Source organism: Symplocastrum torsivum (assembly GCF_059505465.1).
The window spans coordinates 20,030-44,902 of sequence record NZ_JCACKQ010000010.1 but is presented as its reverse complement, the minus strand read 5'-3'; the positions used below and the strand labels follow the sequence as shown (position 1 = coordinate 44,902).

Below are 24,873 nucleotides of genomic sequence, written 5' to 3'. Positions count from 1 at the left end.
CATTTAGTTTTGTAATATAGCAAATTACAATTAGTTTTCACCTCTCCAGTGGTAGAGATAGAAGTTATTTCTCTCGACTGATGAAGCCCTACTTATAAAGATGCCTAAATAGTAACAACCAGCACCGATAAAAAACACATTTTGGTGTTGTGAGTATTAGTATTTTCCCTTAGGGGGGCGGATAATATGGCTTTAGGGCAACACAAAAGAGCTGTAGGTGTTTTTTCAAATCGCCGGGATGCGGAAGTAGCTCTCCGGGAACTTAGAGACTCTCGCTTTCCGATGGATAGAGTTTCCGTAATCACGCAAGATACAGACCAGCAAGGTGATATGTCTGGTGCTGATGTGCGCGATCGCGCTGGCAATAAAGCTGACGAAGGGGCTGCGATTGGTGCAACGACTGGCGGGATAGCTGGAGGTGTCACGGGTTTACTCGTTGGTTTAGGAACCCTATTGCTTCCTGGAATTGGACCAATCATGCTAGCTGGAGCAACGGCAACAGCGATCGCAACAACTCTAGCTGGTGGAGCAATTGGTGCAGTAGCTGGTAGTCTTCTTGGTGCACTTATCGGTTTAGGTATTCCTGAAGAACGGGCGAGAGCTTACAACGAGCGTGTCTCGCGAGGGCATTACCTAATAATGGTGGAAGGTACGGATGACGAAATCCGTCATGCAGAAGGGATTTTGCACGGTCAAGGTATTGAGGATTGGGGAATCTATGATATGCCCAACACTGATGCGGTAGCGACTCGCCGTCATCGTGCTGTTGGTGTCTTTCCCCACCGCCGTGAGGCACACGAAGCACTTGGCGAACTTAGAGATTCTGGCTTTTCAATGGGTCAAGTCTCGCTAGTGGCGCGTGACTATGATCGGAACCACGGAATTACAGGGCTTGATGTTCGCGATCGCTTGGATAATACACGTTATGGTTTTCCCAATGATCGTGTTCGGTTCTACGACGACCGAGTGAACCGTGGTGAATATGTAGTAATGGTTCACGGTACAGCCGATGAAATTCGTCGTGCTGAAGCGATTCTGAGTCGTCGTGGTATCCAAGATTGGAGACTATTTGATGCACCCGAAGTGGTTCATTCTCGTACCGATTATCAAACCACTCCCCGTAGTGCTTTAGTCCGCAACAAGCGTGCCGTCGGTGTCTTCCCCCACCGTCGTGATGCCGAAGCTGCCCTCCATGACTTGAGAACAGCTGGCTTTGACATGAATCAAGTGTCTGTCGTTGGCAAAGATGCGAATGATGCAAATCGTCTTGCTGGCGGTAACGTTGCTGACCGCACTAAGACAGGCGAAGGTGCTGCTACAGGTGCCGCTACAGGTGGCGCACTGGGTGGTTTAGGTGGTTTGTTGGTTGGCTTAGGTGCGTTAGCAATTCCTGGTATTGGACCCGTTCTTGCTGGTGGTGCTTTGGCGACTGCGTTAGCAACGGCGGCAGCAGGTGGCGCAATTGGCGCTGCGGCTGGTGGTCTTACAGGTGCCTTAGTGGGCTTAGGAATTCCTGATAAGCGAGCTAAGTTGTACAACGACCGGGTAAACCATGGTGATTATCTGGTGATGGTTGATGGTTCGGAAGACGAAGTTCGTCGTGCGGAAGCGATTTTTAGGCGCCACGGAATTCAAGAATGGGATATCTTTGATGCGCCAGATGCAGATAAATCCCGTCCTGGTTATGCTGTCGCTGCTACTGGTACTTCCCCTCGTGATACAGGTCGCGTTCGACGTGGTGTTGGGGTCTTCCCCCATCGTCGTGATGCTGAAGCTGCCATCCATGATTTGAGAAGTGCTGGCTTTAACATGGATCATCTGTCTGTTGTTGGAAAAAATGCCCATGGTGATGACCAGATTGCTGGTGTAGAAATGGGCAATCGTGCAGAAGGCAACAAAGCGGATGATGGAGCTAAGGCGGGTGCAGCTACAGGCGGTATCCTCGGTGGTTTAAGCGGCTTACTTGTTGGGTTGGGTGCTTTGGCAATCCCTGGTGTTGGTCCCGTGATTGCGGGTGGTGCCTTGGCAACCGCGTTAGCAACAACAGCAGCGGGTGGTGCAATTGGTGCAGCAGCAGGTGGTATCACTGGTGCCTTAGTCGGTTTAGGTATTCCGGAAGAGCAGGCAAAATTGTATAACGACCGAGTGAATCGGGGTGACTATCTCGTGATGGTTGATGGCACAGAAGACGAACTCCGTCGTGCCGAACCGATTCTCAGCCGACACAGAATTCAGGAGTGGGGTATCTACGATAAATCAGATGTGGCTGCGGGAGATAGCGGTAAGTCTACCTTACAACGCGATCGCGCTTCCTATGCTGCTGCTACTCCTGTTGCTGCTGCTACTCCTGTTGCTACTGCTACTCCTACGGCGCAACGCACTAGTTACACTCGTCATCGTGCCATTGGTGTCTTCCCTCACCATCGTGATGTTGAAGTCGCACTCGGAGAATTGCGCGATGCTGGCTTTGACATGAATCAAGTGTCTGTAGTTGGCAAGGACTTGAATGGCACAGGTACTGTTGCTGGTGGCACAGGTGCTACTGGTGGTGACGTTACTGACCGCACCAAGACGGACGAAGGTGCGAAAGCAGGTGCAGCTACAGGTGGCGCACTTGGCGGTTTAGGTGGCTTGTTAGTCGGTTTAGGTGCATTAGCGATTCCTGGTATTGGGCCAGTGCTTGCTGGTGGTGCTTTGGCAACCGCTTTAGCTACAACTGCTGCTGGTGGCGCAATTGGTGCAGCCGCTGGTGGTCTTACGGGTGCTTTGGTTGGCTTAGGAATTCCTGACGAGAAAGCCCACTTGTATAACGACCGCGTAAACCGTGGTGATTACCTAGTGATGGTTGATGGTACCGAGCCAGAAATCCGTCGTGCCGAAGCGATTCTTAGCCGTCGTGGTATTCAGGATTGGGCAATTTTTGATGCACCAGATACAGATAAGTCTCGTGCTGTAAATGCTACTCCCACGACTGCAACTCGCCAGGTGATTGCTCATGACACTACACCAGGCGTTAGTACAACTCCTGGTCACTCCGAGGTTGTTTCTAAGGAACCTGAAGTTATCATCATTGATCGTCGTGACGAGTCTTTGTAGGCTCCCTAGTTAGTTTGCCATCCTAACTTTCTAGTAGCTATCCAGGAGCAAGGTCTTAATTAATCTTGCTCCTCCTCATCTCCAATCAGGACTTAGATCACAATTCTTCGCTTCCTAAAAAGTGGAGTACAGGAGCACTTTCTAAGCATAAAATTCCTGAACTATCAGGGTTTTTCCACTTTAGTTATTCAACTATTTCACCATTCAACCCTTTAAAAAGAGGAAAACAAACAATGAAAAAACTCACAGTCTTTCTCCTCAGTAGCGTCTTATTGTTTGGTGCCGCTGCTTGCTCTGAACAAGCAAAAACTACATCTGAGGCTCCTGCTGCTAATGAAGGAACGGTACAGGCTCCAAAAGCAGAAGATACCCAACAAGCTAAAGCCGATGCAGAAAGCGAACTTCGTAGACAACAGCTTAACGCTGACATTAAAGCGCGTGAGGAGCGCAACAATGCACTGAATCAAGGTCAAGCAGAAGGTCGGCCTGATGAAGACCTTGCTAGTCAAGTTCGCAGTAAGCTAGAAGCAAATATTCCTAATGGTCAGCTTACTGTTGAGGTTGAAGACGATGCTGTAACTGTAGCTGGAACTGTCCCAAATCAAGATCAGCTTAATAAAATAGAAAGCTTAGCGAAAGAAATTAAGGGTGTTAAGACTGTGACTGTTAATGCTACCGTTGCTAAGCCACAGTAATTAAACAACGTTAGCTTCTCTAATAATCTCGACCCTATCAGTTATTTTCCACTGATGGGGTCGTTTTTTCGATTAACTTCTGGTGAAAGCGAAGATTTACTCCCAGTGGTTAATTCTATTGATGGATCGTCGATGTAAAAAGTCACTTGAACAGGACTGTAACGTTCTTGAATTACATTTTCAATGCGTGCCGCAATTAGGGAAGTGCTGTTGGCAAATTCAGGATGGATAATGAGGTGCATCTGAATATATACAAAGCGTCCAACAATTCCTTGGGATTGGATTTGATAACAGTGTGTTACCCCTCCAACTTGACAGGCAATTTGTGCGATAACTTCTGGAGCGATCGCTGTTTGCTGGACAAGCAGCGGTAAGTGCCAACTTACCACTTGCCAACAACTTCCGGCTGTCAACAGCAATAGCAAAATGGCTAACACGACATCAATCCAAACCCAACCCCACAGCACTCCCAAAAGTCCAGCCATAACTAAAAGAGTTAACAAAGCATCCCTAAGTAATTGACTACCATTGAAGCGCAGGGCAGTATTACTCAAAACTCTGCCTTGGTAGAGGCTAAGGATTGCTAAACCTAAGCTAGTGACTATAACAACACCTAGCAGTTGCAGTAAAGGTAAACTGACACGTACAGAAAACGCTAACCTTTCCCCTTGAGTGATGGCTACCCACTGCTGAGCAGAAATTCCCAATAAACTCCAACCTGCAAAGCCCAAAAAGGCGATAAAGAGGAATGTTAAAATAGTTTCTCGTTTGCCATGACCGTAGACTGATAAACTCCTGGAGCGGTCACTTTTTGTAAGTTTGAGTAAGCTCAAAAGTGTGCTGAAGCTGACAAGCAAAGTTTGTAGCGACTCTGCCAAAAGACTTAGCGATCGCGTTGCCCAAGCGGCTGAAATTTTGACTAATACTACGAATAACGTCAGCCAGAGAGTCGTAAATAAAATCAAACGACCGACTTGAGCGCGATTTTTTCCTTCGGTCATAGCCTGAAGGGAACCAACGACGGTTTCCCAACATTATCGTTGATTTAATCAGAAGTAATGAATAATGGCGCTTAGACTCATCATTAGGGACGAATGACAAATGATTAATGACATAGATGCCCTGGATATTCGATTGCTGGTGCTGGATATTGATGGCACAATTGCAGGTCAGTCTAATGATGTTCGGGAACCCGTGAAGCAAGCGATCCGTTCTGCACAGGCAAAAGGGGTTCAGGTTGCGATCGCTACAGGTCGTATGTATTGTTCTGCTTTGCGCTTTTACCACGAAGTCGCTTCTACTCTACCCCTACTGGCTTACCAAGGCGCTTGGATTCAAGACCCGGCAACGCAACAAATTTACCAACACTTACCCGTCTCACGCACTACAGCAGAGGCATTGCTGGATTATTTTGAGAGTGATGCACTGCGATCGCTTCTCTCGGTTCACTTCTATATCAATGACCAGTTGTATGTTCGGGAAGTCACACCAGAAACCAAGATTTATGCTGAACGCGCCAATATTCAGCCGATGCCTGTGGGTGACTTGCGAAAAACTTTAGACTCTGAACCGACAAAGGTTTTAGCGTTGAGTGATGATACGGCAATCATTGAGCAGATGCTAGGTAGTTTGCGTAAGCAATACACCCCGGCTGAGCTTTATTTAACCAAATCGGTGGCAACGTTCTTTGAAGCAACGAATCCCGCCGCCAATAAAGGGACAGCAGTACGCTATCTAGCGGAAGAAATGCTAGGACTCAGTGCCCAGAACGTGATGACAATTGGTGATAACTTTAATGATGTGGAAATGCTTGAATATGCTGGTTTGGGTGTAGCGATGGGGAATGCACCAGCAGAAGTACAAGCGATCGCAAACTGGGTAGCTCCGGATGTTGAGGAAGATGGTGCAGCAGCAGCAATTGAAGCTTTTGTGTTGTGAAGCATTCTTGATGTAGAGGCAGTACCTCGTGTCTGCTCTTATCAGAACCCTAAAATCAGGAAGGGAACCGACGACTGGCCGTGTTTCGTCTCGGTTCCCTTACTGGTTCGCTCCTCACACTAAAGAAATAATACTCGAAGGGTATTGGATTTGTCACTACCTTCTTTAAGTTTCTTTTATATTTCACCCAAACTTCACAATTCTGTGGGTGCAGGTACACCCAGTTGGTCTTGTAAAAGCGATCGCAAAATTATTTGAGTTAGCCCCACCAATCCTAATCTTGCCTGAGCAAGCTTCGGGGTATTGGTCTTCACTTCTCCCAAAATGCGGCAACTACTGTAGAATGTCTCAAAAGCTTTGCTTAAAGCACTAGCTAGCTTGATCGAACTGCCTTGGTTCTGAATGTTGATGGCATCTTGCCAATCTAATAGCTGGGCAATCAAATGCTGTTCAGCCGGATGTACTAAACGCAGTTGCACTTGACCTGTAGTTGTATTTACTTGTTGGTCGTTATCTAGCCAAGGAATTGGATGAGGTTCGATAAACGGGTAGTTAAGAGTTTTGAAGCTTAAGTCCTGTAACTTGATTAAATCCTGTTGGTGAGCAAGACGCAGGAGTGAGCAGCAACGAGCATGGGCATACTGGGCTGGAAATAGATTGTGAGCCTCTTTCTGATTTTTATCCAGTTGTCCTCGCTGATTGGGAGATGTCTGAAGTGATTGTTGTAACCAAGCCGCTAAACCCTGAGAGCTTAATCGAAAGTTAATCCAACCGGGGAACACGACCTCTATGGTGAAGTCTAAACATATTTGATTACTGGTGTTCTGAGTATTTATTGGCAAACAGGCAACTAGTTGATTGGCAATATCGAAGGCGGGTAATTGCCACAGGGGAGCAAGCTTAAATGCGATCGCACAGCGATAAACTGCAAAGGCATTATCTGATAAGCGATGCAGCGGAATCATCTGTGACATCAGCTTTAAATCACTAGGTAAATTAGCTGGCGCGATATCCGTACCTGCTAAATTCATTGCTGCTATAAGTTGCTGCTGTAATAGTGGCTTAATCGCAATAAAATTACGCGATATATTCACACTTAACGAACGGCAGTTAGAAGTATTTTTTGCTACTTTCGACTCCATGTAAAATCTAGAAAAATTGGCGTTTCCACTACGCTTAAGGCTTATGCACTCACCACCCTCCTCATCAGAGGCATCTCGACCATTTATAACCTGGCAACGGATTCTAGACTGGGCGCAGGAACACTACCGCTTTCGGACTTTTAACAAAGATGAACGGATTCCTGCCCGTGCTGGATTACTGTATCTTGTACAGCGTGGAGCAATTCGCTTGGTGGGTACAGCTCAAGTCAGTGCTAGCACAAGTCATAGCGCTTCTCCATTGTCGCATCAGGTCTCTGAGGAAGCGTTTTTGGGCTTTGTGGGTGCTGGTCAACCTTTTGAAATTGTGGTACAGTCTCCCTTTACACTTCAAGCTTATTCCCATGTTGACCAAACGTCTGTTGTCTGGATGTACTGGCACGACTTGGATAATTGGCCTCACTTCCGGCGAGAGGTTTTGGATGCCTTTCGATATCAGCATCAGCGTAAACTTCTTTGGCTAAGTACGTTGGGACAGCGACGGACAATTGATCGACTATTAGGATTTCTAACGTTATTAATAGAAGAATTTGGTGAACCCTGTACTAACGGATATTGTTTGCCTTTTCCTTTAACCCATGCTCAGATTGGCAGTGCAATTGGCTCTACCCGTGTGACTGTAACTCGTTTAATGGGTAAGCTTCGCCAGCGTGGGCTAATTGGAATTCAAGGCGATAATTTAATTTTTCTACCAGCTAAATCAGAAAAAACTACTAGCAATTAAACTTGATCACACCCTATCTAGCTAATTTATTAGAACAGAGTGGGTGAAAAAGTTTTTTGAAAACTCTTGTTAAGGCTTCAAGGGTACAAAACTAAAGCCACTGGGACTTTCACCCGGTTGAATTTGTACAAGGATAGCGGTACTGTTGCGATCGCCTGATGAAAACTGTACTGTTCCAGTGGCACCATTAGCAGAAAATGCAGGACTCGATAGTGCTTGTTGTAGTCCCTCACGAGTGCTAGTTTGCCTCAAGCCAGTGATAATTGCTTGAGCCGCATCATAAGCCGTCGCACTACGCCAATTTACCTCACCACCCCAAAGTTTAACGGCGTTCCCAGCAAAAGGATTTCCTGGAATGGCTTGAGGGTGCCAAGCAACAGACAGTACCATCCCATTAACGGCAGCTTGCCCTTGCTGTAGTGTCTGGATGGTATAGAGAGTAGAACTACCGAATAAAGCTAAACGCCTTTGATTGACTTGCGCGACATCAATCGCTTGATTGAGCCTCTCAATAGAAGGTAAAAGTAGCAAGCCATCGGCACCCTGACTAATCGCTTGAGACATCACAGCGCTAGCATTGAAAGTTGGTGCAGAAAGATCGCATTCGATTGGGGTAACTTTGCCTCCATTAGCTGCAATTGCGGCGATAAAGTCCTCCTTCCAGGACTGACTTGATTGAGATTGGGAATCTAGACAAACGACAATATTGGTTTTGCCCAGAGTCTTAGTAGCGTAGTTGGAAAGTCTTTCTGCTTGAGAGCGATTCGTGGGAATTGTGCGAAAGATGTAGTTACCAAAGCCTGATAGGTTCCTAGCATCGCTGGTAGGGGAAATCATCACCAGTTTTCCCTTTTGATACTCTGGTGCAGCGGCAAGGGACACATCACTGGAGTTATGCCCTATTACCGCTAAAATACTTGGGTCTTTGACAAAGTTGTCAGCGAGTTGTTTTGCGACTAGAGAGGCATTATCATCATTGGCAATCTCTACCTGCAACAAGACTCCGTTAATCCCACCACTTTTATTCACCTCATCTTGCGCTTGAGCAACCCCTCGCAATATTTCTTTTGCGACATTCAAATTGCCGCCAATGGGCACACTCACTACAATTTTGATGCCCTTACCTTGACCAATCTTGGCATTATTCAGATAAATTAATGCTTCTGGATCGTTGCGGTTGCTTTGCAGCGATGCCTGAAACTCAGTGGTAGCTGTGGCAAAGTCTCCCTTGGCAAATGCTTGGACTCCCGCCTGTTTTCTAGGGTTTGTATCAGCAGTGACGAGAATTTTATCTCCCAAACTTATCCGGCTTTCTGGGCTTCCAGAAGTGGTATCTAAGCCAGGTTGACCGGATTTTGAGCCAGAAAAACTGTCTAGATTCACTCCAGTTTGTCTTGTAAACCACCAAAAACCAATTCCCAATAAAGCTGCTGTAACCAGTAGAGACAAAATAAGAACTTTCGTTTCGTTTTTTTGGGACATGGACGGTAGGGATTTAAAGAAAAGTAAGAGTTAATGAATCAAGGGAGACAGTAATACTTAGCTCCCAAAGCTTTGCCACTTATGCAAGAAGTCTATTCTTTGTCTACACACAGCGCAGTATCACAAATTTAACTCAAACAGGCATGTAGTCACTTACCGTAGCCGTGTGTCTCAATTGGTAGGTGCGATCGCTTGTTGTGCTTGGGGTGAGTTCAAATAACCTAGAAAGGCATCAACCTGGGGGCTAGCAGGTTGTTTGTAAACGTAGTACAACTCTCGTTGATAGGGGTAATTAGCGGCTTCCGGAGTTAAGCCATCAACCGCAACTGTTCGCACTGTCTGTTGATTTGCGACTTGAGCATAGGTCGCATACCCAATTCCATCAGTTTGTAAAGCTTGAAGTAAGGGTGTGGTAGCATCCCTTTCTAGGGTTGTGATATTAGGCGTTGTGCCAAAATTTCCGCCTTTTAGCACCAGTTCTCGAAATGCTTGATGGGTACCGCTGAAGGGTGGTCGGTTAATTACCCGAATGGTTCCAGTTGTTCCTCCTACCTCTGACCAATTTGTGATCTGTCCTGTAAAAATCCAGACAACTTGCTCACTGGTCAGTCCTTTCCGGAAAGGATTGTTCTCGCCAACAACAATCGCTACAGCATCCTTAGCCACAGGTACCGCTGTCAAACCTTGGGATTGTTCTTGAGAGGTGAGAGGACGAGAAATTGCTGCAATATCTACAATTCCCGCTTGGAGTTCCTGAATCCCTTTTTCTGTTCCTCTTGCTTGAGTATTAATCGTTGTCCTGGGAAATTGCTTCTCAAAGCTGCCTTTGAGTGCTTGATTAATCTGCACCATACTGGTGGAACCTTCGATTCTGACTATTGTTCCACTGGGTACACTCGTTGGGGATGTAAAGGTAGGGTTGGAAGCAGATGGAGATGCTTGTGGTTGATTTGGCTGGGTGTCATTGCCTCCTCCAGTTAAAGTTCCAGGATTAAAGCCAGAACTACGGGTAAACCACCAAAAACCCGCGCCTAGTAGTGCGGCTGTAATCAGGAAAGCTAAGACCAAAACTGTAGATTCGTTTTTCTGAGACATAATCCTGAATTGAAATAGGTTGTACTCCGACCCTAGATGAGGACGGGTTCATTTCATCTTGGCGTGTGTAGTTTAAATTTCCAGTAAAACTTCTCCTGGCATCCGCTTTCTAAGCACTTGCGCTTTAAGCAAAGTTAAGAAAGTTTATTTCTATTTATAACCAATAGGTTAGGTACCAGCTTTATTCGCGTACTGGAATAAATTCATAACCAGGGTCTTTATTATTTACAGGCTGAATGGTTACCAATTGTACGACTTGATTGCGATCGCCTGAAGGTAAAAATCGAATCGGATTCGCAGCGCCTGTGGCAGAGAAGTCTGATGCAGAAAGCGCTTGTTGAACACCTGTACGTGTTGGATTTTGCTCGATTCCAGCAATTAGCGCTTTAGTGGCATCATACGCCATCGCTGTCCGCCAATTGATCTCTGCTCCCCAAAGTTGATTAGCGGCTTTTGGAAACTCTGCTTCAGGGTTACCTAAAATATGCCAGGGTACAGCCAATAGCATGCCAACTGCGTTACTACGCCCAACTTCTAGAGTTTTAAAACTGTACCCGCTATCTCCAGCTAAGACTGGCAAACGTTTTTCATTCACTTGCACTACTTGCAATGCCTGATCGAGGGCTGCTGTATTGGGAGCAAGCATCAAAACTTCTGCGCCTTGTCCTATGGCTTCTTGGACACTACTGGCAACATCAAAATTAGGGCTACTGAAGTCAAACTCAGCTACTACCTCTCCACCATCGCCAAGCAGGGTAGTGGAGAATTCATTTTTTAGAGATTGGCTGTAATTACTTTTGGAATTAAAAAAGACAGCCGCTTTTTGTTTTTTGAGCTGAGTCAACATATAACGAGACAGCGCATTTCCCGCAAAGCGATCGCTTGGTACAGTACGGAAGATATACTCACCTGCGTTTGAGAGCTGCACGGACGTGCTTGTGGGAGAAATCTGTACCAGTTGACCCTTTTCATAGACTTTCCCCGCTGCAAGGGTGACATCACTATCAAAGTTCCCGACAACACCTAAGACTTGTTGATTCTCTACTAGGGCTTCAGCAACTTGTTGAGCAACATTTGGATCATTGTCATCATTAGCAATGATTACCTTTAAGGGAACACCACCAATTCCACCAGCTTGATTAACTTCATTTTGAGCCTGAGCAACACCGCGTAGGACTTCCTTAGAAGGATTCTGGGCAGTACCTATTGGAATAGAGGCAGCAATTGCATAAGACTTTCGGTTGCCGATACGAGCATTGTTGAGGTAAATCAGTGCTTCTGGGTCGTTGCGATCGCTTTTTAGTGCCGCTTCCAAATCAGAAACAGCCGCCTCGTAGTTACCAGATGCGATCGCTTTTACAGCCGCTTGTTTCTCAGGTGTTTCTCCTGAAGACAATAAAAGCTTGTCTCCTAGGCTAATTCGTGCTTCAACAGGTTGATTGGGTGCCCTTTGTGTCGAGGCTGGATTGTTGCTTCCCGTTAAGCCTCCCAGATTAATGCCATCTCGATTTGTAAACCACCACAAGCCAGTCGCTACGAGTGCAACCGTAACGAGCAAAGAAAGCAAAAGAACTACAGTTTCGTTTTTCTGGGACATGAACGGGTGACACCGGAAGGCGCTTGCAGGGATTTAAAGCAACCGGGATAAAAGCAGATAAACCAGACGAAAAAGTGCTGTTACTGCGATCGCTCCAGCGGCGGCTAAAACGGATAGCACAATAACAGTCTGAATCACCATATCGTTGCGTAAAGCCGGAAAGAACACAAGCGGTAACAGCGTGATTACTGCAATGATAACGAAGTCAAACTTTTCTATAACCCGACGGAACTGAGCAAAGATTAGCCCCCCCATAACCATGCCCCACAAGCCAATACCAAGAGCGGGTGATGGTAGGAGGCTACCCAAGGCAATAAACAACAATGCACCCTCAAATCCTGTGAAGGCAGCTCCACGGAGTAGCTCTAGTGTCGAAAAGGTGCCACGTCTAGAGCGGGGAGGAGTACTAGGGGCTACTGTTACGGGTGGGTTACTGGGCGGTTTAGAAACTGGCGGTGCAGCCGTAGGTGTAGATGCTTGAACAGGCAGCGGATTCGTTGGGGGTGCTGTGGTTCGCTGTGGTAGGGGATTACTCGGTGGTGGAGATGGCAGCGGTTGAGGCGTTCGTCGATAGTCCAGGGCATCCATGACTTCCTGTGCTGAGCCATAGCGTTGATTCGGCGTTGCCAACAGCATCCGGTCTAGAACATCTGCCAGGGTATCGTTTACCTGAGCGTAGTTTCTCCAATTCCACTGGTTGTTATAGGAGTCATAGAGTTCCCCTGCCTCTTTACCTGTCAGCAATGTTATCAATGTCACGGCAAGGGCATATAAGTCAGTTGATGGGTAGACTTGAGAACCTGACATCTGCTCTGGCGGTGCAAATCCCATTGAATAAATGCCAGTAGAGCGCCCAGCCGCCCCTCCGGCGGCTCCAGCTTTCGTTACCTGTTTGACTGCTCCAAAATCCAAGAGATACAGTCGCCCGTTGCGATGGCGCATGATGTTGGAGGGCTTGATATCTCGATGAATCGAACCATTTTCATGGACAAACTTTAGCACTTTGAGGATTTCTCGCAGCACTTCCAGAACCTCAGCCTCAGAGAATTTCCCTTTCTCAGCCAGTTCCCCCTCCAAGTCCTTCCCATCAATGAATTCCTGCACCAAATAGAAAAACTGGTCATCTTTTCCGAGTTGCTGGGTGGGGACACTTAGCTGAAAAAAGGCAAACAAATTAGGAATCTGGTCATTTTCGCTGCCCAGTTGCTCTAAAACTTCTGCCTCCCGCTCAAATAAGTCCTGGGCAATTTTTAGCTGTTGGGGGTTCAAGTCACCCGACGGTTGAAATTGCTTAACCACGCACTGACGCATGGCTGGAGTATAGCGATCGCGTGCCAGAAATGCTGCGCCAAATCCACCTTGCCCTAGCAACCTTGAGGGAATGTAACGACCGACTAAAATCAGCGGCATTCCACAAGCTGTGCAGTATTTCTGCTGAGTTGTCTTGAGCGTTTCTCTGTCATCGAGATCAGCAAAGAAGTTTTGGGGGCGAGGGCAAGCAGGACGAGTGCAGTAAATTTCCATGTTCGAGAGAGCGTCGGGACTAAGGATTAGGCACTAGGGAAAGTCAGCCACTGATTTTTTTTCTCTTCTCACTTTAGCCATCTTCGCTCAACGCTCAGTTCATGCCTCGGCCCCTAACCAACTCTAAGTTAGCTTCCTGTTATGTGAGAAGAAGCTGTCTTGAGTGTTTCCGCTGAAATTGCCGAGGGAACTACCGTTGGCGGTTGTAAAAGGTGAGAGGTAAACTCCGGTAAAATCTCGCGACTAAACGCTTCGGCTGCCTTAGAACGGTAGCGATGGGGATTGACAATGACAGACAGTCCTCGCTTCACTACGACTTCATCAATGGGGGCACGGTGCAGAACGCCCATTTGTAACTCTTTTTCGATCGCGGAAATTGAGACAAATGAGGCTCCCAACCCCGATTGCACAGCATTTTTAATCGCCTCAATTGAATTGAGTTCCATCTCCACCCTCAGGCGCCGAGTATCAATGCCACAGCGAGTTAACACTTGGTCAATTACCTTACGAATTGTGGATTGGGAATCTAAGGCAATAAACTGCAACTTGTACAAATCCTCTTTCTGGATCGTACCGATTTTTGACAAGGGGTGGAAGACTGGCAAGATTAATGCCAGTTCATCTTCGGCATACGGGATAATTTCTAAGATTTCTTGTAGCTCAGCGGGTACTTCACCACCAATGATTGCCAAATCCACTTGTCCATTAGCGACGCTCCACGAAGTCCGGCGAGTCGAGTGAACCTGCAACTGCACCGCGACATCAGGATAGCGTTGCCTAAATAAACCAATCATCCGAGGCAGGAGATAGGTGCCTGTAGTTTGAGATGCCCCGACAATGAGAGTACCGCCTTGGAGATTTTGCAAGTCTTCAATAGCGCGGCAAGTTTCCTGGCAAAGGGTCAAAATTTTTTCTCCATAACTCAGGAGTAGGTGTCCCGCTTCCGTGAGTTGGGCGCGGCGTCCGCCTCGATCAAATAGCGGCACATCGAGTTGCCGCTCTAAATTCTGAACCTGTAAGCTAACGGCGGGTTGTGAAACGTACAAACTATCAGCAGCACGTTTAAAACTCCCCTCAGCAGCGATCGCTTTGAGAATACGGAGTTGATCTAGAGTGAAAGGAAGGTCAGACATACGGCTATACCTGAGAGAAAGGAGCAACTGAAACAACTAAGGACTAGAGAAGAGTGAACTGTTAGCTCAAGCCATAGATTGCCCCCAATAAGCGAATGTGTAAGCCTCTGCTGAAATCGACAGTAACATACCTAGGGATCAACTCCCTCTCCAATCCTTGCTAGGATGGAATGTTTGAAGAATCTACTTTAATTTATATGAAGTCCTCGGATTGGCTGACATCCAGCCACTTTGTGATGGCTGGATTACTGGTTGGGTTTGCGATCGCGCATAGTGGTTTAGCTGCACTACGCCCTTGGGGTGAACAACGCATCGGTGCAAGGCTCTACCGGGTTCTGTTTGCCCTTGTGAGTCTCCCCTTCGCAGTTGTATTAATAATTTACTTTTTTAATCACCGCTATGATGGTTTGCAACTCTGGCAGGTGCAGGGGACTCCGGGTATTCAAACCGTTGTTTGGGTGCTTTCAGCGATTTCTTTTCTGTTTCTGTATCCAGCAACCTTCAACTTGCTGGAAATTGCCGCTATCCAAAAGCCACAAGTTCACCTATTTGAGACTGGGATCATTCGGATTACTCGTCACCCCCAGATGGTTGGACAAGTAATCTGGTGTGTTGCTCATACCCTCTGGATTGGTACCTCGTTTACGCTATTGACTTCTGTTGGTTTGGTCTTGCACCATCTTTTTGCCGTTTGGCACGGCGATAAACGCCTCTTAGCCCGCTATGGTGAGGCATTTGAGGCAGCTAAAGCCCGCACCTCTGTTATTCCCTTCTTGGCGATTCTCCAGGGACGGCAGCACTTAAAATGGGAGGAGTTTGCTCGTCCTGCGTACTTGGGTGTCATCGGCTTTATTGTGCTGTTGTGGTGGGTACATCCCCTACTCATTCAAGCAACAGCAACGATCAACCTGTAATACATGTACTACGATAACTCATCAATTTGTATTTTAAGTATTACAGGACTTTTCTTGTTCACATGATCCCAATTGGATGTAGCATGATCCCAAACAATTGTAAAAAACCGATATATTTCGAGGGAGCATGGTGTTGTCTGTAAACGAGCGGACTTTTAGACAAGAAGTTTTAGAATCTTCTACACCCGTTCTGGTCGATTTTTGGGCACCTTGGTGTGGGCTATGCCGCATTATTCACCCAATCCTCCGAGGATTTCAGTCAGACTGGAGCGATCAAGTCAAGTTGGTGAGAGTAAACGCCGATGAGAATCTGCATCTTGCTACAACCTATCGCATCAAGTCTCTGCCCACGTTACTCTTTATCGAGGATGGTCAGGTGATTCAGCGACTTGACGGTTTCCAGGGGCGGGAGGATTTACAAATTGCACTCAAAAAACTGATGCTAAGTTCTTTACCCAAGTCAGCCTAGGGCTTCTTTAGACAACCTCATACTTAGGCTAAAGACTAGACAAGAGCTATACTATAGGGTCTTTTCTCAAAGGTATGAGGTTAGTTTTGCCTGAGTCCCAAAGGCCTAGCTCAACACACAATCTTTAATAAACCAACATTAGTTTTATCTATGTATGACCATCGGTATAAATCATCAGCCGATGGTTTTTGTATTGTGTGGGTGCTTTGACAATTACTTCTGAAGGTTAGAGTTACCCTTTTTTTTTAAGTAGGTATATGTCACTGTAGTAACGGTTTGCCAAAATAGTAAAGAAATCTAAAGTAGGCTGTCTTCAATGGAACCGCTTTACCAATATGCCTGGTTAATTCCAGTCTTGCCCTTACTAGCAGCAATGCTGGTAGGACTAGGACTAATCTCATTCAACAAAGCAACTAATCGTCTGCGGCAGTTGAACGCCGTGTTTATTGTCTCCACTTTGGGAGCTTCGATGGCTCTCTCCTTGGCGTTGCTTTGGAGTCAATTTCACGGGCATGAGCCATTTACTCGCACTATTGAGTGGGCAGCTGCCGGAAACTTTCACTTAATGATGGGCTATACAGTCGATCATTTGACCGCTTTGATGTTGGTGATTGTGACAACCGTAGCCTTGCTGGTAATGATTTATACCGACGGCTACATGGCTCATGACCCAGGATATGTTCGCTTCTATGCCTATTTGAGTCTGTTTAGCTCCTCAATGTTGGGTTTAGTCGTTAGCCCCAACTTGGTGCAGGTTTATATTTTTTGGGAATTAGTGGGTATGTGTTCTTACCTGCTAGTTGGATTCTGGTATGACCGCTCATCCGCAGCAGATGCTTGTCAAAAAGCCTTTGTTGTCAACCGTGTCGGTGACTTTGGTCTACTGTTGGGAATTTTGGGGCTTTATTGGGCAACGAATAGTTTCGAGTTTGATGTCATCGGTAGCCGCCTACAAGACTTTGTTGCCTCAGGTTACATCAGTGCTGGTTTAGCGGCATTGTTTGCGATTTTGGTGTTCTTAGGACCAGTCGCGAAGTCAGCACAATTTCCCCTCCATGTCTGGCTTCCTGATGCGATGGAGGGTCCAACACCAATTTCTGCTTTGATTCACGCCGCGACGATGGTGGCGGCTGGGGTGTTTTTAATTGCGCGGATGTATCCGGTGTTTGAAGGCATTCCCGTGGTCATGAGTGTGATTGCTTGGACGGGAGCATTTACCGCGTTTCTGGGTGCCTCGATCGCAATTACTCAAAATGACATCAAAAAAGGTCTAGCCTATTCCACCATCTCCCAGTTGGGTTATATGGTAATGGCGATGGGGATTGGAGCCTATACCGCTGGCTTATTCCACTTGATGACCCACGCTTATTTCAAAGCCATGCTGTTCCTCGGTTCGGGTTCAGTGATTCATGGCATGGAAGCCGTTGTCGGTCACGACCCCGCTTTAGCGCAGGACATGCGGATGATGGGGGGCTTACGCAAGTTTATGCCCATTACCTCCTTAACGTTTTTGATTGGTACTCTGGCAATTTCGGGAATCCCACCTTTTGCTGGTTTCTGGTCAAAGGATGAAATTTTAGGAAGTGCGTTCGGAGTGAATCCTGCACTGTGGTTGATTGGCTGGTCAACAGCAGGATTAACCGCTTTCTATATGTTCCGGATGTATTTCAGAACCTTTGAAGGAGAATTTCGGGGTAAGGACACAGAAATCCGGCATCAGCTTTTAGCAGAAGCGGGTAGACCCATGCCAGCTTTTGGGCCGGGTGCTATGGATACCAGAGAATTGTCAGCCGAGACGGATCATGAACACGATCCTGGTCATCACAGTGACTTGCCTCATGAGTCCCCGTTAACGATGACGCTACCTTTGCTACTGCTGGCAGTGCCATCGACGTTGATTGGTTTAGTTGGGATGCCGTTTGATAACTACTTCGAGGAGTTCATTCACCCAGCAGGCGAAACAGCGGCGGAAGTAGCATTACAGGCAGAGGGATTTGACTGGACGGAATTTCTGATTATGGGCGGTAATTCTGTGGGAATTGCCTTGATTGGAATTACGCTGGCTTCACTGATGTACTTGAGGGGTAAGATTGACCCTGCTCTGATCGCACAAAAAATCAAGCCACTGTACGAACTGTCTCTCAACAAATGGTACATCGACAACATTTATCACAGCGTTTTTGTGATGGGATTGCGTCGGATAGCCCGCCAAATTATGGAAGTGGACTACCGAGTTGTTGATGGTGCAGTTAACCTAACTGGCTTGTTCACGTTGCTCAGTGGCGAAGGTCTGAAATATCTGGAGAATGGTCGCGCTCAATTCTATGCTCTGATCGTCTTTGGAGCGGTACTGGGTTTAGTGATTTTCTCTGGTATTACCTAAAAAGTTGTTAGTTGTTGGTTATTGGGTATTAGTGGTTAGATAGCTTGTCGTCGGTAATTCGAGTGATTGAGTGACTTCTAACCACTAAAAGCTTCTCCAAGCTGTTGAGATGAGATAGGAAAACCATAGATGCAAATCAAGATAAACACGAGAATGTTTGGTCATTGCCGCTCAGGACTTTTTAGATAGGCTCTAAACCCTAGAAACTTAGCTGACCTTTCCTAACTAACAACAAAAAACTAAAAACTAACAACGAAGCATGAACTTGACAGATTTTCCCTGGCTAACAACGATAATTCTGTTTCCGATCGCAGCCTCGCTGCTGATTCCGTTGTTGCCAAATAAAAATGGTATGTGGGAGCGTTGGTACGCTCTGATTGTGGGCTTGATTGATTTTGCCCTAATTGTTTATGTGTTCGGCAGTCAGTATGATTTTGCTACTCCTGGGTTGCAACTGGTTGAGAAATACTCTTGGGTACCCCAACTAGACTTAAATTGGTCGGTGGGTGTTGATGGTTTATCAATGCCTTTGGTTTTGCTGACAGGCTTTATGACGACGCTGGCAACTTTAGCTGCATGGCCTGTAACGTTCAAGCCAAAGCTTTTTTACTTCTTGATGCTGGCAATGTATGGCGGTCAAATTGCCGTATTTGCTGTTCAGGATATGCTGTTGTTCTTCCTCGTCTGGGAATTGGAGTTGATTCCGGTTTACCTGTTGTTGTCAATTTGGGGAGGCAAAAAGCGTCTCTACGCAGCAACGAAGTTTATCTTGTACACGGCTGGAGGTTCACTATTTATCTTGGTAGCGGCGTTGGCGATGGCGTTTTACGGGGATACCGTGACGTTTGATATGAGTGCGCTTGCTGCTAAGGACTACGCCCTCAACTTCCAACTCCTGCTCTACGCGGCATTCCTGATTGCCTACGGTGTTAAGCTCCCGATTTTTCCCCTACATACTTGGCTCCCGGATGCCCACGGGGAAGCAACAGCACCAGTACATATGTTACTGGCAGGAATTCTCCTGAAAATGGGTGGTTATGCTTTACTTCGGATGAATGCTGGGATGCTCCCTGATGCCCATGCTGTTTTCGCACCCGCGTTAGTGATTTTAGGAGTGGTCAATATTGTTTACGCCGCTCTGACTTCCTTTGCTCAGCGTAACTTGAAGCGAAAGATTGCCTACTCCTCGATTTCCCACATGGGGTTTGTGTTGATTGGTATTGCTTCCTTCACCGATTTAGGATTGAGTGGCGCAGTCCTGCAAATGGTGTCCCACGGTTTGATTGGGGCAAGCCTCTTCTTCTTAGTTGGTGCCACGTATGACCGGACGCACACCCTGATGCTGGATGAGATGGGGGGTGTGGGTCAGAGGATGAAGAAGATTTTCGCAATGTGGACTACCTGTTCACTAGCCTCTTTAGCGTTACCAGGGATGAGCGGATTTGTTGCCGAGCTGATGATTTTTGTTGGCTTTGCAACCAGTGATGCCTACAGTTCCACTTTTAAAGTAATTGTGATATTCCTGGCAGCGGTTGGGGTGATTCTTACACCAATCTATTTGCTGTCTAATCTCCGGGAGATCTTCTATGGTCCGGAGAATAAGGAATTAGTGGAACACGAAGCCCTTATTGATGCTGAACCACGAGAGGTGTTTATCGTTGCCTGTTTGTTGGTTCCGATTATTGGCTTTGGCTTGTATCCCAAGATGCTGACTCAGATTTACGACTCTACAACACAGCAGTTGACAGTTCGGTTGCGTGCCTCGGTACCTACATTGGCTCAACCCGCCGTGGCAAAGGCTAATGAGCCGGTAGTGTCTTTAGTCGCACCGACAATTGGTAAGCCCTAGTGCTGGACGTTTCAGTTTAAATTTTTAAGGTGTAGGATTGGTAAAATGCCAGTCCTATGTCTTTTTTAGGGCTGGTGCAGCTTTGAAAGCGGCTAACTGAGTCAGAGATTTTGTAGTTGCGATCGCTAGATTACTATTTGCCGTCTGAGCATGAATTGTTGGTAATAGAAGCAAAAAATGCTGACCTACAACGAGGTTTTACCCAACTGGGAGTAGAGTTGATTGCGATCGATCAATGGTCGCCATCTTTAGGAGGTTTTGCGATCGCACTTTTGGTGTTCTTTTGTTGTCAGAGTCTGTATCTTCAATCCAAGAGATTCTGGAAAACCTACCAACCATCACCCAAGTAAACAATATCCTGATCGCCATTGTTGCTGTAAGGGACAAGGCTGTAGGTATTAGCTTTGAGTCCGCCTTGTTTTCGAGACAAATCTCGCACAAACCCCTCATGCGTCCATAAACTGTGATCGCTGGTAGTTTCAATCGAGGCGATGATTTTGGACTGACGAAATGCTCCGGAGATCGAAAACGTTCCCATTGGCTTGATAGGTGTGAAATCTATTTTCCCAGACGGCTCGGCTATTACGCGATCGCTTAATTTCTCAAACTCTGATTTGTGAAAGGAGAAATTAACAGATAGCGGAATATGGGTTGCCCAGAGAATTGACAATACCCATAGCATCATTGGCGCAAACCACCCTTTGTATCGCTGCTTGTATCGCTGCCAGCGTCGAACCGATAATTTTTTGACAGGAACAGGCGGGTGAAGTACCCAAACCCACACGAGTACCAGCCAAAGTAACATACAGGGAAAAAAGATGGCACTTACATAGGTAATTGATGAATCTGTTCCTAAAGTACTCAGCCAAAACAGTAGGGACACCAGCGCCACCAGGGCTGTCACATGGATAAACGCTAAGAAATATAACGGTGCTAGCAAAACATTAACGAGGGTGGGCTTGAGAACGATGTGCAGACCAGGTAAGGAGTAACAGAACAGACCCAGGACAAAGGCTACAACCACCATTGCATTGAAGACGAGTCCGGGCTGCTTAGCGGATTTGACATCTCCAGGAACCTTTTGCGGGTCTGGATTACCTGCTGTGTACATCGCTTTTTTTCTAACCAATTTAATGGCAATTCTGCTCTAGATCTGACCGATTGCGATCGCTTCTACAAGCCAAAATAGTTTTTCACGATTCCCAAAATTCTTTCAGCCGCATGACCATCCCCAAAGGGATTAATCGCTGTTGCCATCGCGTCATAAGCACTGGCATCACTTAGTAATTGGCTAGCTGTTGCCACAAGTTGCTCCGGATTTGTCCCTACCAGTTTGGCTGTACCTGCGTCTATGGCTTCTGGTCGTTCGGTCGTTTCCCGCAATACTAGTACTGGCTTACCTAAACTCGGTGCTTCTTCCTGTAATCCTCCTGAATCTGTCAGCAAAAGATAACAACGTGCGATCGCACCTACCAATTCCGCATAATCCAACGGTTCCGTTAAAAACACCCTGGGATGGTCACCTAAAAGCGCTTGCAGTGGCTCCCTAACTGTAGGATTACGGTGTAATGGCAGCAGTAATGCCGTATCGGGAAACTTATCTAAAAGTTGCAGAAAACCTTGAGCAATATCCCGCAGAGGTTCGCCCCAATTCTCCCGCCGATGCACGGTTGCTAACATCGTGCGGTACTTTCCCCAATCCAAGCCATTGATATTACATGGCGGTTCACGCTTTGCCACAGCTAGCAAGGCATCAATTACGGTGTTGCCAGTTTGGTGAATTTCCCCAACAATCCCAGAACGTTTCAGATGTTCTACAGCTAAGGAAGTTGGTGCAAAGTTTAGCTGCGCTAGCTGGGAAATCAAACGCCGATTAGCTTCCTCTGGGTAGGGATTGAATAAATCATCTGTACGCAACCCAGCTTCTACATGACCCACAGGAATTTGTTGGTAAAACGCTGCTAAGGTTGCTGCAAAGGCAGTTGTTGTATCTCCCTGGACAATAACAAGCTTCGGCTCAATCTCCTGAAACACAGTTTCCAACCCTCGCAAACTCCGACAGGTGATATCAGTCAAAGTTTGCTTATTGGTCATGATTTCTAAGTCTTGGTCAGCACTGAGTTCAAATAGCTGCATAACCTGCTCAACCATCTCTCGATGCTGACCTGTCAAAATTACATGAGTCTTAAAGGCAGCACACTGGCGAAACTGTTGGATAACCGATGCGAGTTTAATCGCCTCAGGACGAGTTCCTAAAGTAATACAAATCGGAAGCGGCGATGGCATCATGAAAGTTTGTTAAGTTGCAACAAATCGGAAAAGCAGTCTTACTCTTGAGGGAGCTATTAGTCTACAGCTATCAGTCTGCCCTTGAGCTTATCCCGTCTTGCAAGCGTTTGACATCCTTCCCGTTTAAAAAATCGGTTGTCCTGGTACGACAAAATTTGAACATGAAAAAACCCGGTTTTGACCGGGTAGCAAAGCTGTTGTATTCAAAACTTAACAATTAATTAAAGATTGACCAACAGTTGCTCGTGGTCTTTACCTGATTTCTACGCTCTCAAATCGCAGGTAAGAGGGCAAGCTGCATAAACGGCAGTATGCAGAGCATCAGGCTCACCATGTAGCCAGCTCAACCAACTAACTTCACTCGGATGAACGCCCTTAAAGGTTAATGCCGCTGCACCCAGTACTACAGCTAAAACATTGATGCTAATTAAGCTTCCTGCCACTAGTAAAACGGCACTAACAGGTAGGACGGATTGTAATGCGATCGCCAAAAGTGAGCCAATGGTGACCATCAATACAATCAAGGGAAAACCGACTACCAGTAAGCAAACGGCTAATGTAAAAGTCCAAATCAAAAAGCTTTTGACCATCACTAAAGAATAAGTCTTTGCCAAGCTCTCGCGTGTTGTCAATTGCATATTGTTCCTCCAGTTGTCATTAAAAAAAAATGAATTTTGAGAAAAGTCTTTTTCTAATCCTTGCGGATTTGCTTAGTGAAAATCAGTATAGGTAATGTCTCGAATCAGATGAGCTTATGTTTAAAAAACTTTACACTCACCTGGGAACATTTATGGATCTAAATCGTTACATAAACTACAGTCTCCGTAATAACTAGGAAGAATAATCTTCCAAAAGATAGAGGCACTAATTTATCTTTATTTCCAGTCCCATAGGATAGATAACTGAGTCGCAAAATTTCTCTAAGTAGGAACGAATCAACAAGCTTGTTGGTCTTGCTTAACACTTCTTATAATTTACGAACCTGAATCTCATAATTCCCCTCACAGGCTGTAAACCATAAATCAGTCTCTATTCACCAATTTTCAAGAGCTTTCATTCAGCGGTTTAAGACAATTACAAGCAGATTTAGTAATGTTGTGTGTAAATGATAGTGAACCCTAAGGTTTGGGAATACTGTAAAGAAGAGTTCATAAAATCAATTCTCACAAGCCAAGTCGTAGTTGAAATATGACAGACCCACAGCGTCAGCCGATCTCACCGCCACCTCCCCCCCGTGTTCCACCAGCGCCACCACCAAGGAGTACTGCTGCTGGACAAGCTGCTGGTGTAGCTACGCAACGGATACCTTCACAAACACTGCAACAGCCTGGTGCCGCTGCTCCCCCTCCACGCGCGGCTAATCCAGGTGTACAAGCGTCTCCAAATGCTGCTCCTCCAGCCGCGTCAGCCGCTAAAGCCCGGATGCCAATGCGTGACGCAAGTCTTTCACCAGGGCAACCGACTTTGGCTCACCTTACTCGCCAAGCTTTTGATAAAGGCTTTTCTGACATTCACATCGGCGTTGGTGAGGTTCCCCGTTTCCGCAACCGTGGTGAAATGGAACCCACTGACTATCCAATGACTGATAGAGCCACGTTTATGAGTTGGCTGCGCGAAGTCCTAAAGGACGAAGAAATCCGTCAATTTCAGGACACCCTGGAGTTTGATGGCGCTGCTGAATATGATTATGCGCGAGTGCGGATTAATATCTTCGACAGCCTACGTGGTCCAGGCATGGTGATGCGAATCATTCCTTTGACCATCTTGACTCTAGAGCAACTTCGGATGCCACCAGTACTCAAGGATGTTTGTCACTCCCATAAGGGTTTAATTTTGGTGACAGGTCCTACGGGTTCAGGTAAGTCCACAACGCTAGCAGCAATGGTGGACTACATCAATAAGGAGATGCCCAAACATATCATCACCATCGAAGACCCGATTGAATTCGTTCACCAAAGTCGCAAAGCGCTGATTAGACAGCGGGAAGTTGGAATACATACCCTGAAATTTGATAATGCGTTGAAAGCGTCTCTGCGGGAAGACCCTGATGTAATTCTGATTGGGGAAATGCGAGATAGAGAGACAGTAAACACAGCGCTAAAAGCGGCTCAGACCGGTCACTTAGTTATGGGTACACTGCATACAAACAGTGCTGTTAAAACCCTGGAGCGGATTTTCACACTCTACAGTGCTGAAGAGCAGCCAGCGATGCGGGCGGCAATCTCAGAATCCCTCGTAGCAATCATTGCTCAGGGATTATGCCGTACAACCGATGGTAAGCGTGCGGCTTTTCACGACATCATGGTGAATACAGAGACGGTTAAGGACTACATTCAGAAAGGGAAGAACGATGAGATTTCAGCCCTTATGGAGGAGGGTGAATATGATGGCATGATTACAATGAACAAATCTCTGTTTAACCTTTATCAGGAAGGGCGTATCACAGAAGAAACTGCCTTGGAAATGTCGCCGACTCAAAACGAGATGGCGATGATGCTACGCGGTCGCATATAGAATGAATGGGA

At 46.5% G+C, this 24,873-nt stretch carries 20 protein-coding genes; 10 read left to right on the top strand and 10 right to left on the bottom strand.

The genetic code is table 11. From position 1 onward, the window contains the following. The first annotated feature begins 186 nt into the window (after positions 1 to 186). Both AC5JL3_RS02990 and AC5JL3_RS02985 read left to right on the top strand, forming a co-directional pair. The gene (locus AC5JL3_RS02990) at positions 187 to 3,096 is read left to right on the top strand and encodes a general stress protein (protein WP_496073075.1); all 2,910 of its coding nucleotides are present in this window, start codon (positions 187 to 189) and stop codon (positions 3,094 to 3,096) included. Between the two features lie 233 nt (positions 3,097 to 3,329). After that, positions 3,330 to 3,791, top strand: a complete 462-nt coding sequence (locus AC5JL3_RS02985; protein ID WP_496073074.1) for a BON domain-containing protein — start codon at positions 3,330 to 3,332, stop codon at positions 3,789 to 3,791. A 41-nt stretch (positions 3,792 to 3,832) separates the two neighbouring features. On the opposite strand, the gene AC5JL3_RS02980 is transcribed toward AC5JL3_RS02985, so the two are convergent. Then, positions 3,833 to 4,792 (bottom strand): cation efflux transmembrane domain-containing protein, encoded by a 960-nt coding sequence (locus tag AC5JL3_RS02980; protein ID WP_496073073.1) that lies wholly within the window; start codon positions 4,790 to 4,792, stop codon positions 3,833 to 3,835. 100 nt (positions 4,793 to 4,892) lie between these two features. Between AC5JL3_RS02980 and AC5JL3_RS02975 the strand changes: the two genes are divergently transcribed. Next, positions 4,893 to 5,729, top strand: coding sequence for a Cof-type HAD-IIB family hydrolase (locus AC5JL3_RS02975; protein ID WP_496073072.1), 837 nt, complete (start codon positions 4,893 to 4,895; stop codon positions 5,727 to 5,729). A gap of 194 nt (positions 5,730 to 5,923) precedes the next feature. Here the strand turns inward: AC5JL3_RS02975 and AC5JL3_RS02970 are convergent, their stop codons facing one another. Further along, a complete protein-coding gene (locus tag AC5JL3_RS02970) occupies positions 5,924 to 6,823 on the bottom strand; it encodes a DALR anticodon-binding domain-containing protein (protein WP_496073071.1) in 900 nt (299 codons plus the stop codon). A 91-nt stretch (positions 6,824 to 6,914) separates the two neighbouring features. Between AC5JL3_RS02970 and AC5JL3_RS02965 the strand changes: the two genes are divergently transcribed. Further along, positions 6,915 to 7,613, top strand: coding sequence for a Crp/Fnr family transcriptional regulator (locus AC5JL3_RS02965; protein WP_496073070.1), 699 nt, complete (start codon positions 6,915 to 6,917; stop codon positions 7,611 to 7,613). A 69-nt stretch (positions 7,614 to 7,682) separates the two neighbouring features. Here the strand turns inward: AC5JL3_RS02965 and AC5JL3_RS02960 are convergent, their stop codons facing one another. The 5 genes from AC5JL3_RS02960 to AC5JL3_RS02940 all read right to left on the bottom strand — a co-directional run bounded on the left by AC5JL3_RS02960 (position 7,683) and on the right by AC5JL3_RS02940 (position 14,444). Further along, on the bottom strand, positions 7,683 to 9,095 hold the full coding sequence (locus AC5JL3_RS02960; RefSeq protein ID WP_496073069.1) for an ABC transporter substrate-binding protein: 1,413 nt from the start codon (positions 9,093 to 9,095) through the stop codon (positions 7,683 to 7,685). A gap of 171 nt (positions 9,096 to 9,266) precedes the next feature. Further along, positions 9,267 to 10,190, bottom strand: coding sequence for a phosphate ABC transporter substrate-binding protein (locus tag AC5JL3_RS02955; protein WP_496073068.1), 924 nt, complete (start codon positions 10,188 to 10,190; stop codon positions 9,267 to 9,269). A 181-nt stretch (positions 10,191 to 10,371) separates the two neighbouring features. After that, on the bottom strand, positions 10,372 to 11,787 hold the full coding sequence (locus AC5JL3_RS02950) for an ABC transporter substrate-binding protein (RefSeq protein WP_496073067.1): 1,416 nt from the start codon (positions 11,785 to 11,787) through the stop codon (positions 10,372 to 10,374). A gap of 33 nt (positions 11,788 to 11,820) precedes the next feature. Then, positions 11,821 to 13,311 carry a protein kinase domain-containing protein gene (locus AC5JL3_RS02945; RefSeq protein ID WP_496073066.1) on the bottom strand — a complete coding sequence of 497 codons (1,491 nt, stop codon included), beginning with the start codon at positions 13,309 to 13,311 and terminating at the stop codon, positions 11,821 to 11,823. A 128-nt stretch (positions 13,312 to 13,439) separates the two neighbouring features. Then, positions 13,440 to 14,444: a LysR family transcriptional regulator gene (locus tag AC5JL3_RS02940; protein WP_496073065.1), complete on the bottom strand. Its 1,005-nt coding sequence runs from the start codon at positions 14,442 to 14,444 to the stop codon at positions 13,440 to 13,442. Between the two features lie 170 nt (positions 14,445 to 14,614). On the opposite strand from AC5JL3_RS02940, the gene AC5JL3_RS02935 reads away from it, so the two are divergent. From AC5JL3_RS02935 to AC5JL3_RS02915, 5 genes are all read left to right on the top strand, one after another. Then, on the top strand, positions 14,615 to 15,358 hold the full coding sequence (locus AC5JL3_RS02935; RefSeq protein ID WP_496073064.1) for an NnrU family protein: 744 nt from the start codon (positions 14,615 to 14,617) through the stop codon (positions 15,356 to 15,358). 127 nt (positions 15,359 to 15,485) lie between these two features. Then, complete coding sequence (gene trxA, locus AC5JL3_RS02930; RefSeq protein WP_496073063.1) at positions 15,486 to 15,827, top strand: thioredoxin; 342 nt, start codon at positions 15,486 to 15,488, stop codon at positions 15,825 to 15,827. Positions 15,828 to 16,143: 316 nt separating this feature from the next. Then, on the top strand, positions 16,144 to 18,210 hold the full coding sequence (locus AC5JL3_RS02925; RefSeq protein ID WP_496073062.1) for an NAD(P)H-quinone oxidoreductase subunit 5: 2,067 nt from the start codon (positions 16,144 to 16,146) through the stop codon (positions 18,208 to 18,210). Between the two features lie 265 nt (positions 18,211 to 18,475). Beyond that, positions 18,476 to 20,059, top strand: a complete 1,584-nt coding sequence (gene ndhD1 / locus AC5JL3_RS02920) for a photosynthetic/respiratory NAD(P)H-quinone oxidoreductase subunit D1 (protein WP_496073123.1) — start codon at positions 18,476 to 18,478, stop codon at positions 20,057 to 20,059. 116 nt (positions 20,060 to 20,175) lie between these two features. Next, entirely contained in the window at positions 20,176 to 20,409 is a 234-nt protein-coding gene (locus AC5JL3_RS02915) for a hypothetical protein (protein WP_496073061.1), read from the top strand. On the opposite strand, the gene AC5JL3_RS02910 is transcribed toward AC5JL3_RS02915, so the two are convergent. From AC5JL3_RS02910 to AC5JL3_RS02900, 3 genes are all read right to left on the bottom strand, one after another. After that, positions 20,388 to 21,188, bottom strand: a complete 801-nt coding sequence (locus AC5JL3_RS02910) for a hypothetical protein (protein ID WP_496073060.1) — start codon at positions 21,186 to 21,188, stop codon at positions 20,388 to 20,390. The genes AC5JL3_RS02915 and AC5JL3_RS02910 overlap by 22 nt on opposite strands. Before the next feature lie 44 nt (positions 21,189 to 21,232). Beyond that, positions 21,233 to 22,348 carry a non-hydrolyzing UDP-N-acetylglucosamine 2-epimerase gene (gene wecB, locus AC5JL3_RS02905; RefSeq protein ID WP_496073059.1) on the bottom strand — a complete coding sequence of 372 codons (1,116 nt, stop codon included), beginning with the start codon at positions 22,346 to 22,348 and terminating at the stop codon, positions 21,233 to 21,235. 263 nt (positions 22,349 to 22,611) lie between these two features. Then, entirely contained in the window at positions 22,612 to 22,986 is a 375-nt protein-coding gene (locus AC5JL3_RS02900; RefSeq protein WP_496073058.1) for a hypothetical protein, read from the bottom strand. A 550-nt stretch (positions 22,987 to 23,536) separates the two neighbouring features. Here AC5JL3_RS02900 and AC5JL3_RS02895 point away from each other — a divergent pair. Continuing rightward, positions 23,537 to 24,862, top strand: a complete 1,326-nt coding sequence (locus AC5JL3_RS02895) for a type IV pilus twitching motility protein PilT (RefSeq protein ID WP_496073057.1) — start codon at positions 23,537 to 23,539, stop codon at positions 24,860 to 24,862. Positions 24,863 to 24,873: the final 11 nt, after the last annotated feature.